At 37.1% G+C, this 13941-nt stretch carries 10 protein-coding genes; 9 read left to right on the top strand and 1 reads right to left on the bottom strand.

Annotated elements, in window-relative coordinates; all coding sequences use genetic code 11:
- The first annotated feature begins 187 nt into the window (after positions 1 to 187).
- Positions 188 to 1729, top strand: a complete 1542-nt coding sequence (locus ACEPXD_RS16260) for a xanthine permease (protein WP_391117603.1) — start codon at positions 188 to 190, stop codon at positions 1727 to 1729.
- A gap of 101 nt (positions 1730 to 1830) precedes the next feature.
- Positions 1831 to 2298, top strand: a complete 468-nt coding sequence (locus ACEPXD_RS16255; RefSeq protein ID WP_391117601.1) for a nucleoside deaminase — start codon at positions 1831 to 1833, stop codon at positions 2296 to 2298.
- Between the two features lie 79 nt (positions 2299 to 2377).
- Here ACEPXD_RS16255 and ACEPXD_RS16250 read toward each other — a convergent pair whose 3' ends face one another.
- A complete protein-coding gene (locus tag ACEPXD_RS16250; RefSeq protein WP_391117599.1) occupies positions 2378 to 3250 on the bottom strand; it encodes an alpha/beta hydrolase in 873 nt (290 codons plus the stop codon).
- 238 nt (positions 3251 to 3488) lie between these two features.
- On the opposite strand from ACEPXD_RS16250, the gene ACEPXD_RS16245 reads away from it, so the two are divergent.
- The 7 genes from ACEPXD_RS16245 (at position 3489) to ACEPXD_RS16215 (ending at position 13939) form a co-directional block, all read left to right on the top strand.
- Positions 3489 to 4727 (top strand): M20 family metallo-hydrolase, encoded by a 1239-nt coding sequence (locus ACEPXD_RS16245; protein ID WP_391117597.1) that lies wholly within the window; start codon positions 3489 to 3491, stop codon positions 4725 to 4727.
- Between the two features lie 203 nt (positions 4728 to 4930).
- Positions 4931 to 5548, top strand: a complete 618-nt coding sequence (locus ACEPXD_RS16240) for a hypothetical protein (protein WP_391117596.1) — start codon at positions 4931 to 4933, stop codon at positions 5546 to 5548.
- An 81-nt stretch (positions 5549 to 5629) separates the two neighbouring features.
- Positions 5630 to 7225, top strand: a complete 1596-nt coding sequence (locus ACEPXD_RS16235; RefSeq protein ID WP_391117594.1) for a catalase — start codon at positions 5630 to 5632, stop codon at positions 7223 to 7225.
- A gap of 652 nt (positions 7226 to 7877) precedes the next feature.
- Complete coding sequence (locus ACEPXD_RS16230) at positions 7878 to 8630, top strand: exodeoxyribonuclease III (protein WP_391117592.1); 753 nt, start codon at positions 7878 to 7880, stop codon at positions 8628 to 8630.
- A 111-nt stretch (positions 8631 to 8741) separates the two neighbouring features.
- Positions 8742 to 10022 (top strand): aminotransferase class I/II-fold pyridoxal phosphate-dependent enzyme, encoded by a 1281-nt coding sequence (locus ACEPXD_RS16225; RefSeq protein ID WP_391117590.1) that lies wholly within the window; start codon positions 8742 to 8744, stop codon positions 10020 to 10022.
- 150 nt (positions 10023 to 10172) lie between these two features.
- The gene (locus tag ACEPXD_RS16220; RefSeq protein ID WP_391117588.1) at positions 10173 to 12338 is read left to right on the top strand and encodes a PQQ-binding-like beta-propeller repeat protein; all 2166 of its coding nucleotides are present in this window, start codon (positions 10173 to 10175) and stop codon (positions 12336 to 12338) included.
- 119 nt (positions 12339 to 12457) lie between these two features.
- Positions 12458 to 13939 (top strand): nicotinate phosphoribosyltransferase, encoded by a 1482-nt coding sequence (locus ACEPXD_RS16215; protein WP_391117586.1) that lies wholly within the window; start codon positions 12458 to 12460, stop codon positions 13937 to 13939.
- The last annotated feature ends 2 nt before the right edge of the window (positions 13940 to 13941 follow it).

The following is a 13941-nucleotide window of genomic DNA, read 5'->3' as shown; positions in this document are numbered from 1 at the left end:
AAAACGCCTAACGAATGCACCTATTTTTGGTTTATCTATACGATGACAACTTAGCGCTTTCTGTTAATATACAAGTATAAAGTAATGATTATTCAAATAAATGAAAACGCTATCATGAAAATGTAAATTGGCTGAGAATCAATTACTAGAATAATTGTTTATTAATAAAATGCAAGGAGTGTTAGTCATGGGGAATGTAGTTTTTTGGAAAAAAGGAGATATTGCTGCTTCTTTCGGTTTGTTCGTTAACGTTTTGACAGACTTTTTGGTTATGATTTCATTATTAATTGGTGTAGTTGGCATGCCAACTGAGTTTGTTTTTAAACGAATTGTTCCTGGCTTTGGACTTGCGGTATTGTTATCCGGTGTTATTTTTGCTTATTTTGCCTATAAATTAGCAAAGAAAACAGGTAGAGCAGATGTTACCGCATTACCATCAGGTTCTAGTTCACCTGGTATTTTTCTTATCGTATTTGTGATTATGCTTCCTCTATATCATCAAACACAGGATGCTGTTTTCACAACATCAGTCGCTGTGCTTTGGGGCTTTATTGAGGCTGCAATTTTATTTTTAGGTGCATTCATAGGAGATACGATTAGAAAGCTTGTCCCAAAAACTGTATTGTTAGCATCCTTGGCAGGTTTGGCATTTGTATTCTTAGGTATGAACCCAATGCTACAATCTTTTGAAATGCCTGTTGTGGCATTTGTTGCAATAATAGTCATCTTCATGAACTGGTTAAGTAGACATCCAATATTCAAAAAAATACCTACAGGTGCATTATTGATCCTAATTGGAACTTCAATTGCTTGGATAGCTGGATATCAAAATCCTGCTGATGTTACTGAAGCTCTAAAATCATTCGGATTTAATCCACCTAAGTTGCATTTAAATGGGCTTTTCGACCATATTGAAGCTGCTTTGCCATATTTATTAACTGCTATACCTTTAGGTTTATCGAACTTCATTTTTAATCTGGAAAACGTTGAAGCTGCTGCTGTTGTTGGGGATGAATACAATACTAGAGACGTTATGCTTGCAAACGGTTTTTCTACTGCAATAGGTGGCATTTTTGGTAACCCATTCCCAGTAACAGTATATGTAGGACATGCTGGTTGGAAAGAAGTTGGTGCAGGTTTAGGCTATTCCATTGCTAGCTCTCTTGCCATATTCTTATTATCGATTTTCAGTCTAATGGGTCTTTTACTAGCTGTTGTTCCAATTGCCGCTATTGTTCCGATGCTCGTGTTTATTGCGATTGTAACAGGGCATCAAGTTGTTAAAGAAAGTCCGAAATTTGAAGCTCCAGCAATATTTGTATGTTTCTTCCCATGGGTTGCTAACTGGGCACTTGTTGCTGTTAATAATGCACTTTCAGCTACTGGTATGTCGGTAGGCGAGGGTGCCGATCAAGTTTCTTCACTTGCCCTGCACAATGCTGGACTTTTCTACGATGGTTTGGTCGCTCTAGGTAATGGTGCTCCTATTACTAGTGTACTTTGGGGTTCTATAGCTGTATTTACTATCCGTAACACGCCTATTGGTGCTATAGTAGCTGCAGTGCTTGGAGCTGTTTTATCTTTTGTAGGTGCAATTCATACAAGCACAATCGGAATTGCGCAAGATACTGCTATGCCTTTCGTTATTGGATACCTACTAATGGCAGTACTCTTAGCTTATAAACTATATGTAAATAAGAAAGAAAATATTGGTCCTGTTACAGAGTAAAATGGAAGCTCGTGTATAATTTTTCTATTTTTACACGCTCGAAGTGAGAGAATTCAACATCTATTAATAAAATAATTCGAGAATATTCGGAGGGTTATAAAATGGATTACATGAAATTAGCGGTAGACGCAACAATTGAAGGTATGGATAAAGGACATGGCGGTCCATTTGGGGCGACTATCGTTCGTGGCGATGAAGTTATCGCAGCAGTAAGTAACACAATGATGAAAGATACGGATCCATCTGCACATGCTGAAATGGTAGCAATCCGTGTAGCTTGCGAAAAATTAGGCACGATGGATTTATCGGATTGTGTAATTTACGCAACATGTGAACCATGCCCAATGTGTATGGGAGCAATCATTTGGTCTGGTGTGAAAGAAGTTCATTATTGCAGCACAAGACATGATGCAGATACACATGGCTTTTCAGATATACACCTTCGTGAGTATTTAGACGGTACAGATGAAAGTGTAGTAAATATGATTAAAGTAGAAGATCGTGAAGACTGCGACAATTTATGGGAACATTTTCATAAATTGAACGAAGAGAAAGTAACTTCTATTTAAATAAAATTAACGAAGTTCTATCCTTAAAACGAAAATACCCTTTGTCCACGGAATGCCTGGGACAAAGGGTAATTTCGTTTTAATCAGTTAAATGGACATGTAGGAAATCGATAACTTCTTTAAGTGCATTTTGAACAACGGGGTTATGGAAATCCTTTTCAAATACATGCTCTCCATTTGGTATTGTAATTAACTTAGCTTTGACGTTTTCTTTTATTAATGCAGCTCTCATAAAAACAGATTGCAAGTATGGTACATCAACGTCATTTGTTCCGTGTAACAATAATGTTGGTGGATAATCCTTTGTAACATGATGAATTGGGCAATATTTTAAAAGTGCCTCTTTATTAATGGTAGGATTAATACCTGTTACTTCCTGAACCCACTCACCAGTTTGTCTAGCATATAAATATAGAAGAAAGCGTTCTTCAACAGAAGCTTCTGAAATTACTTCATCGGTAATAATATGTTTTGTCATTTCTTTTGAAACTAAATCTTTTTGACAATAAAAACTGTTTTGGCTTGTTGCCCAATCCGCACTAATATCCCCATATCCATAGAATGATACAATTGCGCGTGGTTTATTTTTAAATGTACCTGTACTAAGAGCTAGAAAACCGCCTGCTGAGCTTCCAACAACGACAATTTTTTGGGGATCAATAGAAAATTGCTTAGGACCTTCCGATTCTATCCAGAGAAGGGCATCTTCCACGTCCTCCATAATATCCGGTAGTTTTGTTTCAGGAGCTAACCTATAATTAATAGAAAACAATCCATATCCATTATTAGTATATAAATAAATCATGTCTTCACTTAGTTCTTCTTTTGTTCCCCAAAGTAATCCGCCTCCATGAATATAAACGACAACTGGGGCATTGGTACTGCTTGTTTCATAATAATCGCCTTCTAATGTAAAGCGTTCATCTTTTTTATAAATAACGGTATGTTTCATTATCAATATTCACTTCCAATCACTAAATGTAACGAAGTCAAGTATATCATTATAGTGTTGCTTCTTCATTGTATACCATGCACAATAAATGAAGAGACATCTTGGTTCCGTTCCACAATGACAGTCTAGTGGAAATTGTTTAAAATGAACTTAGGAGTAGCATTTGGTTAGTTTCGACTTTTTTCACTCTTAATGAGGTTAAATAGCCATAATGAATAACAGGACAGGGGATACTTGTATGGATAGTAAGAAAAGATATGAGTTACTGTTTTACAATATTAACCAATACAACTCCGGTGAAAAGGGAATTACAAGGATTGCATACTCAAATGAAGAGCAGACTTGCACCCACGCATTTATGCGAATGTGTATGGCTGAGCACTTAGAGATTAGAATGGATCCATGTGGAAATGTTATTGCAAGAAGAAAAGGTAGAATAGAAAGTCTACCACCTGTAGTAATGGGTTCTCATCTTGATACAGTATACCAAGGTGGAAAATACGATGGCGTCGTTGGAGTTACCGCGGCATTAGAAGTGATCAAACGATTAAATGAAAAAGGTATTGAAACGGATCATCCGATTGAAATTATTTCATTTGCTTGTGAAGAATCTGCAAGATTTGGCGTGTCAACAGTAGGTAGCAAAGCGATGGCTGGTCAATTCGATCATAATAGATACCGGAATCTAGTAGATAAAGACGGAATTACGATGGAAAAGGCATTTGCTCTATGTGCGTTGGATTTTAAGAGCGTGGACCAAGCGAGTAGAGTGGATGAACAGTTTAAAGCATTTTTTGAATTACATATAGAACAAGGCCCTGTATTAATAAATAATGATAAGAAAATTGGGATTGTAACGGGAATAGCTGCACCTGTAAGGCTGCATGTGAAAATAATGGGGAAAGCGTCTCATTCTGGCACGACACCTATGAATATGAGAAAAGACGCTCTTCTTGGCGCATCTGAAATCTCGTTAGCACTTGAAATCGCCGCGAAAAATGAAGAAGAATATGGAACAGTTGCTACAATTGGAGTTTTAAATGTCCATAATGGTGCGATGAACGTAGTACCTGGAGATGTAGAAATGAAAATAGACATAAGATCTACCTCTCTTCCATCGAGGCAAAGAGTCCTGGACTATTTAAATCAAACCATTGCAAACGTAAAGAAGAATAGACAGCTGGATATTGAAAGCATCGAGATCAGTTCGGAAGAGCCAGTACTTCTATCGAAGGAAATAAATGAAGTTTTAAAAAATATTTGTGAAGAAAAGAACATTTCTAATCAAATAATGCAAAGCGGGGCAGGTCATGATGCTATGAACATGGCCAAGCTATGCCCGGTTGGATTAATCTTTATCCCATCAATTGATGGCCTTAGTCATCATCCAAACGAATATACTCCGCTAGATGATGTGATGATAGGTATTGATATTCTTGAAGAAGCGATTCTGCATTATGCAATGATAAATAATTAAAAAATGCCAATGGAAAATGAAAATTTTCTCTGGCATTTTTATTTTGTAAATAAAAGTGTAGCTCTTGTAGGATTTTTAAAATCTATATATAAACTGGTGTTTCTTCTGTTTCTACGTCTTAGGTCTTATACATTTTCCTTCTCTAGCCCGTGTGGAAAAAGTTTCATATAAGGGATGATTAAGATAACAGATTAGGGGGCAAAATGTTTCCTGTGAACGGGGTGGAGGAAATCGAGAAAAACATTTATATTATGTTGAGTAATACGGGTACATTATTTTCAAAGGCGATAGGTGTGTATACGAGAAAAGATTTAAATCATACATCGATAGCTTTTGATGAGCAACTCTTTGAGATGTATAGTTTTGGAAGGAAAAATAAGCATAATCCCTTTAACGGTGGATTTATAAGAGAAGATGCAACGAATGGGATTTTTAAGAGTGCTACATGTGCAATTTATCAGTGCAGAGTGAACTCCCAAGAATATAAGCAAATGAGAAATAAAATCCGGCGAATGGAACAGCAAAAAGAGCTATATAAATATAATCTAATTGGATTATTTGGTTTAGCAATGAATATAAAAATAGAACGAGCACATGCTTTTTTTTGTTCGCAATTTGTTGCCACCATTATGAATGAATGCCAATCATCAAAATTACAAGTAGCTCCATGCTTCGTGCAACCTCATCATTTTGAACAACTTCCTTCCTTAAAACTTATGTACAAAGGGCAACTGCAAACGTATATTTGTACCAACCGTGTTAATGAAAAGGCTTTTCAAAATAGTGCATGGGAGAAATATGTATATCAAATGCAAGCTTAAACCGAAGTGGAATATTTACCTTCCTTTCTGGACATTATGTAGAAGAGTGAAGATTCTATATACGGTTTAGGAGGACGAAAGGTGACAAAAGATCAATCCAACCATGAAACAAATGTGGAAAATGAGGATACGTTAACAAATAGGCAAGGCCATCCAATCACGAACAACCAAAACATAAGAACAGTAGGCAACAGAGGACCTGCAACACTAGAAAATTATGATTTCATCGAAAAAATTAGCCATTTTGATAGAGAACGAATTCCAGAACGTGTTGTGCACGCTCGAGGTGCAGGGGCCCACGGTTATTTCGAAGCATACGGAGCGGCTGGTGATGAAGATATTTCTAAATATACACGTGCAAAATTGTTTCAAGAAAAAGGAAAACAGACCCCTGTTTTCGTTCGTTTTTCATCTGTTATTCATGGAGGGCATTCGCCAGAAACATTGCGAGATCCACGTGGATTTGCCGTGAAGTTTTACACAGAGGATGGAAACTGGGACCTAGTTGGGAACAATTTAAAAATTTTCTTTATTCGAGATGCGATAAAATTTCCAGATATGATTCATGCTTTTAAACCAGATCCGGTTACCAATATTCAAGATTCCGAGCGGTTTTTCGATTTTTGTGCAAGTTCTCCAGAATCATTTCACATGGTAACGTTTATTTATTCGCCTTGGGGCATTCCTGCAAACTACCGAATGATGCAAGGTTCCGGTGTGAATACGTATAAGTGGGTGAATAAACATGGAAAAGCAGTGCTAGTAAAGTATCACTGGCAACCAAAGCAAGGCATTCGAAATTTGACACAAAAAGAAGCAGAAGAAATACAAGGGAAAAATTTTAATCATGCGACGCAAGATTTATACGATGCTATTGAAAAAGGGGACTTCCCAGAGTGGGAACTTCTTGTTCAAATAATGAGCGATGACGATCACCCCGAACTGGATTTCGATCCGCTTGACGATACGAAACTTTGGCCAGAAGATCAGTTTCCATGGATGGCAGTAGGGAAAATGGTGTTGAACAGAAATCCAGAAGATTATTTTATGGAAGTAGAGCAAGTTGCATTTGGAACAGGTGTATTAGTTGATGGCCTTGATTTCTCTGATGATAAAATGTTGCAGGGGCGCACCTTTTCATACTCTGATACACAAAGGCATCGTGTAGGAGCGAATTATTTACAGTTACCAATTAATGCACCGAAAAAACGTGTAGCAACCAATCAATCTGGCGGGCAAATGGCATATAGACTGGACAGGGGCCCTTTCCAAAATCCGCATATCAATTACGAACCATCTTTATTAGATGGTCTTCAAGAAGCAGAACAACTTGGCGAAGAGTATACACCAATGATTAAAGGAAACTTAGTGCGACAATCCATCGATAGGCAAAACAACACAAAGCAAGCCGGAGAAACTTACCGCAATTTTGAACAATGGGAAAAAACCGAACTCATTGCAAACCTTGTAAATGACCTATCTAATTGCGATAAACGAATTCAAGAAAAAATGATCGCACTAGCAGAAGAAGCAGATAAAGATTATGGTCACCACCTACGAGAAGGTCTAGCGCATGCTAAAAAAGATGGGTCGACCAATAAGCCTCTAGGCAATCGAGACGGCGACGATGCACCTAAAGAAGCAATAGAAAAGAGTAATGAAGCAGAACCATATTAATAGCTTGCCTCACTTTCTAGAATAATGGAAAGTGAGGTATTTCTACTTTTGAAATTAGGAATCTCAGAAAATCCAGGAGTATCTCAGAAAATCCTGGAGTATCTCATAAAATCTCAGAGTATCTCAGAAAACCCCAATCGTAGCTCATAAAATCTCTTGTGAATTCGAAAAAGTATCTTAATTTGTCCACTACTTATATTGTTTTAATTTATCATTGGTCTCTGTAACTATTTAATGTAAAATCGTTCACCTTTTCCTTTATTTAATATACATAATTTTCAATAAATTAATTGCAATTTGATTTCCGATATAGTGTAATCTTAGAAGATATATATTAAGGAGTTGTTAGCTATGAGTATGTTCATTTTTATTGCTATTTCTTTGATCGTGATGGTTGTTGTTGCTTTTGTTGCAATCGGAATATATTCGTTATTCAAAATGGCGAAGAAATAAAAAACGTGACTCTATAGTGGAGTCTTGTTTTTTAGTTATTAGGGGGATTCGAAATGAATCATGTTTGTATAAAATAGAGTTAAACATTGTAGCAGTAATCGCTCTTTTGCATACTTGCGTTTGTAACCTTATAATAAGTATATATAGACAAATGATAACCCGGTCTTCTGATCGGGTTTTTATAGTTGGAGGAATACATATGAAACTAGTTTCATGGAACGTGAATGGTTTGCGGGCATGTGTGAAAAAAGGATTTTTAGATTATTTCAATGAAGTGAATGCCGATATTTTTTGTTTGCAAGAGACGAAGTTGCAGGAAGGACAAATTGAGCTAGAGTTAGATGGATATGAACAGTACTGGAACTATGCTTTGAAGAAGGGGTATTCTGGCACCGCTGTGTTTACAAAAGTGAAGCCGATTTCGGTTAAATATGGTGTAGGTGATTTTGAGACGGAGGACGAGGGCAGAATCATTACGCTCGAATTCGAAGGATTTTATTTGGTAAATGTCTATACGCCAAATGCAAAACGTGATTTAGCACGGCTACCATATAGACTCGAATGGGAAGATGAAATGCGTGTTTATTTGAAACAACTTGAAGAAGTGAAGCCAGTTATTATGTGTGGAGACTTAAATGTAGCACATGCAGACATAGATTTGAAAAATGCTAATTCTAATAGAGGAAACTCTGGTTTTACACTAGAGGAACGTGGCAAAATGACGGATTTACTAGCTGAAGGATTTGTGGATACTTTCCGCTATTTTTATCCGGAACAAGAGGGAGCCTATTCATGGTGGTCGTATATGAATAAAGTAAGGGAGCGGAATATTGGTTGGAGAATCGATTACTTTATAGCTTCCGATCAACTTACACCAATTTTAAAGGATGCTTCCATTGATGCGCATGTACTTGGCAGTGATCATTGTCCAGTTATTTTGGAGCTAAAATAACGAATGTCCTGGTAATGAAAAGAAATATTCAATATACTGCGGGAAAAGATACAATCCATAACCAAAATAGAGTACAATATTTTTAAATCAAATATGTGGAGGTTCCAAAAGATGAATGCTTTAGCCTTACAATTAAATGAAAAAATGCAAAGAGAAAATTCTGTAATTTACGATATGTTATCCGACTTAGGAAAGAACTTATATTATCCAAAAGGAATTTTAAGTCAAAGTGCGGAAGCAGGAAAAAAAGCGCATCGCTTCAACGCAACAATTGGTATTGCTACAGAAAACGGCGAACCTATGCATTTCCGTCATATACAAGATAAACTCGATTATAACCCAAAAGATATATACCCTTATGCAGCACCTCAAGGGATAGAAGAACTTCGTTTAAAATGGAAAGAAAAATTATTAGTCGATAATCCTTCCACGCAAAATAAATCGATTGGTACACCAATCGTAACGAGCGCGCTAACACATGGTTTAAGTATTGCAGCGGATTTGTTTATGAACCCTGGTGACGTACTTATCACGCCAGAGCAATATTGGGGAAACTACAATACTGTATTTCAAATTAGAAGAGGCGGACGCGTAGAAACTTTCCCATTATTTAATGAAAACGGTGGTTTCCATGTAGAGGCATTCCGCGAGATATTAGCAAAACAACAAGAAAAAGCGATTGTTTTATTAAACTTCCCGAACAATCCAACAGGTTTCACGCCATCTATAGAAGACGCTGAAGCAATTGTTCAAGTATTAAAAGATGTTGCGGCATCGGGAACAAAACTAATTGTATTATTAGATGATGCATATTTTGGATTATTCTATGAAGATTCTATTAAGGAATCATTATTTGGTTTATTAGCTGGAGTTCATCCCAATATATTACCTGTGAAAATTGATGGTGCTACAAAAGAAAATTATGTATGGGGATTACGTGTTGGTTTCATCACTTACGCTGCAACTCCAGATGTATTAGAGGCATTAGAACAAAAAACAAAAGGAATCATTCGTGGAACCATCTCTAGTGGCTCTCATATTTCGCAAACAATTTTATTGGAATCTTTAAAGTCAGCTGAATTCCAAACAGAAAAAGAAGAGAAGTTCCAAATTATGAAAGGTAGAGCTGTGAAAACAAAACAGGTGCTTGCAAATGAAAAATTTGCTCCATATTGGACTTACTATCCATTTAACTCCGGTTACTTCATGTGCTTGAAATTAAATAATGTGGATGCAGAAACGCAAAGACTACATCTACTAGATCAATACGGAGTTGGCGTTATTGCAAGCAATAAAACAGATATTCGCGTTGCTTTCTCATGTGTAGAAGAATCCGATATCGAAGAACTATTTGATTTGATCTTAGAAGGTTGTAAAGACTTAACAAAATAATTTTAGATTAGCAAAACTGTTCAAGAGCTACAATTCTTGAACAGTTTTTTTGTATTTATAAAAATGAAAGCGATAACATTTATTCTGAATTCAAAACATAAACTTATCGTAGAACAGTATATATCAATAGTTTTAAGGGGGTGGAGTAAGATGAGATATAAAAAGCTATCTTTATGGGCAAAATTTTTTATTGTTTCTATCATTGCACTTGTAGGAATTTTGATGATTTATATCGTAGTGGATAAAGAGGAAAAAGTACCTGAGTACAGCAGCATAACAGTAAAAGAACCTGTGATAGACTCCAAGGTAGAGGAGGAGGTTGGACCTAATCCCTCTACGTTAGACTATGCGTCGACTGAATGGGCAATTCATGGGGGAGATTACTCCAACAGACGCTATTCGATGCTCAATCAAATTACATCAGAAAATATTGGGGATTTAAAACCAACCTGGGTAAGTAGTCTAGGATCAGGTTCAGAGGGTAAATATTCTGGAGAGGCTACACCCATCGTAGTAGACGGCGTCATGTTTATTACTACGGGTGCAAATGAAATTTTCGCTCTGGACGCCAAAACAGGTGAACAGATTTGGGCTTATACTCCTAATATTGCTCAAGAAATGGATACAGTATGTTGTGGTTGGACAACACGTGGTGTTGCAGTTGGCGATGGTAAAGTATATGCAGGATTATTAGATGCTCGTTTAATCGCACTAGACCAAAAAACTGGAGAATTATTATGGGAAACAAAAGTAGCGGAATGGGAAGAAGGCTATACAGTTACGAGTGCTCCGCTTTACTATAACGGTAAAGTTTACACTGGCGTTTCCGGAGGAGAATATGGGATACGTGGTCGTGTGATGGCCTATGACTCAGACTTAGGTCGTGAAGTATGGCGTTTCTATACGATTCCTGGTCCAGCTGATGTTGATGGTGATACATGGCCAACAGATAATAATGCTTGGCTAACAGGAGGGGGTCCAGTATGGAATACCCCCGCAGTTGACCCAGAGTTGGGTTACATTTACTTTGCAACTGGAAATACTGCCCCTGACTTAGATGGTAGTAATCGTGAAGGGGACAATTTATATGCTAACTCTGTAGTAGCCTTGAATGCAGAAAATGGGGATTACGTATGGCACTTCCAAGAAGTACATCATGATATATGGGATATGGACCCTACAAATCCAGTTGTGCTGTACGATGTAGAAATGGATGGTAAAATGCGTAAAGGTTTAGGGCAAGCGGGTAAAACTGGTTGGGTTTATTTCTTAGACCGCACAGATGGATCACCTCTTGTAGGAATCGAAGAAAAGCCAGTTCCACAATTGGCAGAGCAAAAAACAGCTGCAACTCAACCATTTCCAATAGGAGATGCTTTTGTTCCGCAAACTATAGCGGAAGAAGATATGAAAAATGATTTAGGCCCTGAATTTACAGGAGAAATTGGTAGTATATTCACTCCGTTTTGGGATGTACCAATTACACTGAAACCTGGTCCATTTGGAGGGGCAAACTGGCCACCTTCCGCATACAATCCTGACACCGAGTATTTTTATGTATTAGGCAATGATCACTACATGTCATTTGAAAGAAATGAATTAAGTGAGTACTCTGAAGGAGATGCGTATCTGGGTAGTATTTTTAGTCCAGTTTTAAATGCCCCTACCAGAGGAACAATTACTGCAATTGATGTAAAAACCAATAAAATAGCATGGCAAAAAAAATGGGATACACTTGCCTATAGTGGTGTACTAACAACTGCAGGAAACCTTGTATTTATTGGACATAATGATGGTCGCTTAATTGCATTTGATGCAAAAAACGGAGATGAAGTATGGGAGTATAAGATGGATGCAGGAGCAAATGCTCCATCTATATCTTATGAAATTGACGGAGAGCAGTACATTTCTATCTATGCTGCTGGTAATGCTCTTGCGGGTTCAAAACACGGAGATAAAATATACACGTTTAAATTAAGTGGAACTTTGCCAGATGGTCAAGTAATAGATGCTTCAGCTAAACGAGGAAGCGAAGATAAGACTACTGAAGGAGATAGCACAGTTAGCGCAAATCTAGATAAAGGAATTACTTTATACGATGCGAACTGTTTAGCTTGTCACGGAAACCAAGGTGCGAATGGTCACAATGGTCCAAATTTGCAGGATAGTAAAATTGCAGAAAATAAAGAAGCCATCATCGAACGCATAACAAATGGTAAGAATGGTATGCCATCTTTTAAAGAGACTTTGACTGCGGAAGAGATGCAGGCAATTGCTGACTATGTTGTGACTGTGATTTCGCCACTAGGTAAGTAAAATACTCTTACACTGAAACCAGCCTTCGTTTTGAAGGTTGGTTTCTTGATGCTTAAATGACCAAGTAAAAGGGTAAATAGTGTATACTTATTGCAATAGTTATGGAGAAGGGGATATTCATGAATAGAAATTATCCAGACGACAGTTTAGCTTTACATACCGATTTATATCAAATTAACATGGCCGAAGCTTATTGGGCTGATAATATGCATGAAAGAAAAGCGGTTTTTGAACTATTCTTCCGTAAGCTTCCATTTGGAAATGGTTACGGTATTTTTGCAGGACTTGAAAGATGTCTTGATTACTTAAGAGAGTTCCATTTTACGGAAAGTGATTTGGAATATTTACATAATGATGTTGGATACAAAGAGGATTTTATCGATTACTTACGCACACTTCGTTTTACTGGCAATGTGTATTCTATGGTGGAAGGAGAGCTAGTGTTTCCAAATGAGCCTATCATTAGAATTGAATCCACTTTAGCTGAAGCACAGCTCGTAGAAACCGCATTATTGAATATCGTTAATTACCAAACACTTATTGCTACAAAAGGGTCGCGTATTAAACAAGTAGTGAAAGACGAAATCGCAATGGAGTTCGGTTCTAGACGAGCGCATGAAATGGATGCAGCTGTTTGGGGGACCCGTGCGGCATATATTGGTGGAATCGAAGCTACTAGTAACGTTAGAGCGGGTAAAATGTTTGGTATTCCAGTTGCTGGCACACATGCACATTCACTTGTACAAGCATATAAAAGTGAATATGAAGCATTTCATTCGTATGCAAAACGTCATAGAGATTGCGTCTTTTTAGTGGATACGTATAATACGTTGAAAACTGGTGTTCCTACTGCTATCAAAGTGGCTAAAGAGCTTGGTGATAAGATAAACTTTATAGGAATTCGACTAGACTCAGGGGATATTTCCTTCCTTTCAAAAGAAGCAAGAAAGATGCTAGATAAAGCTGGTTTTACAGATGCGAAAATCGTCGTTTCGAATGATTTAGATGAATATACAATTTTAAACTTGAAAGCACAAGGTGCAAAAGTGGATAGCTGGGGAATTGGTACGAAACTGATTACAGCATATGACCAACCAGCACTTGGAGCAGTATACAAACTAGTTTCCATTGAAAATGAAGCAGGTGTAATGGAAGATACGATTAAAATTTCTTCTACTACGGAAAAAGTGACTACTCCTGGACAAAAGAAACTATTCCGAATTATTGATAAGGAAAATGGCAAAGCAGAAGGTGACTACATCACGATGTATGATGAAGATCCTACACATGAAAAACGCTTAAAAATGTTTCATCCTGTCCACACATTTGTATCGAAATTTGTGACCAATTTTGAAGCGAAAGATCTGCATGTAAAAGTAATTGAAAATGGGCAAATTATTTATAAGAACCCTTCTCTAGAAGAAATGCGAAACTATGCTCATGAGAACTTAGGATTATTATGGGATGAGTATAAACGCTCACTTAATCCAGAGGAATACCCAGTCGATTTAAGTCAGAAATGTTGGGACAATAAAATGCGTAATATTCAAGAAATAAAAGAAATGGAACATAATCTTATTGCGCATAATGGAGGTCAATAATA

It is taken from the genome of Psychrobacillus sp. L3 (assembly GCF_042945595.1).
Classification (GTDB): Bacteria; Bacillota; Bacilli; order Bacillales_A; family Planococcaceae; genus Psychrobacillus.
This window is presented reverse-complemented; position numbering and strand designations above follow the sequence as displayed.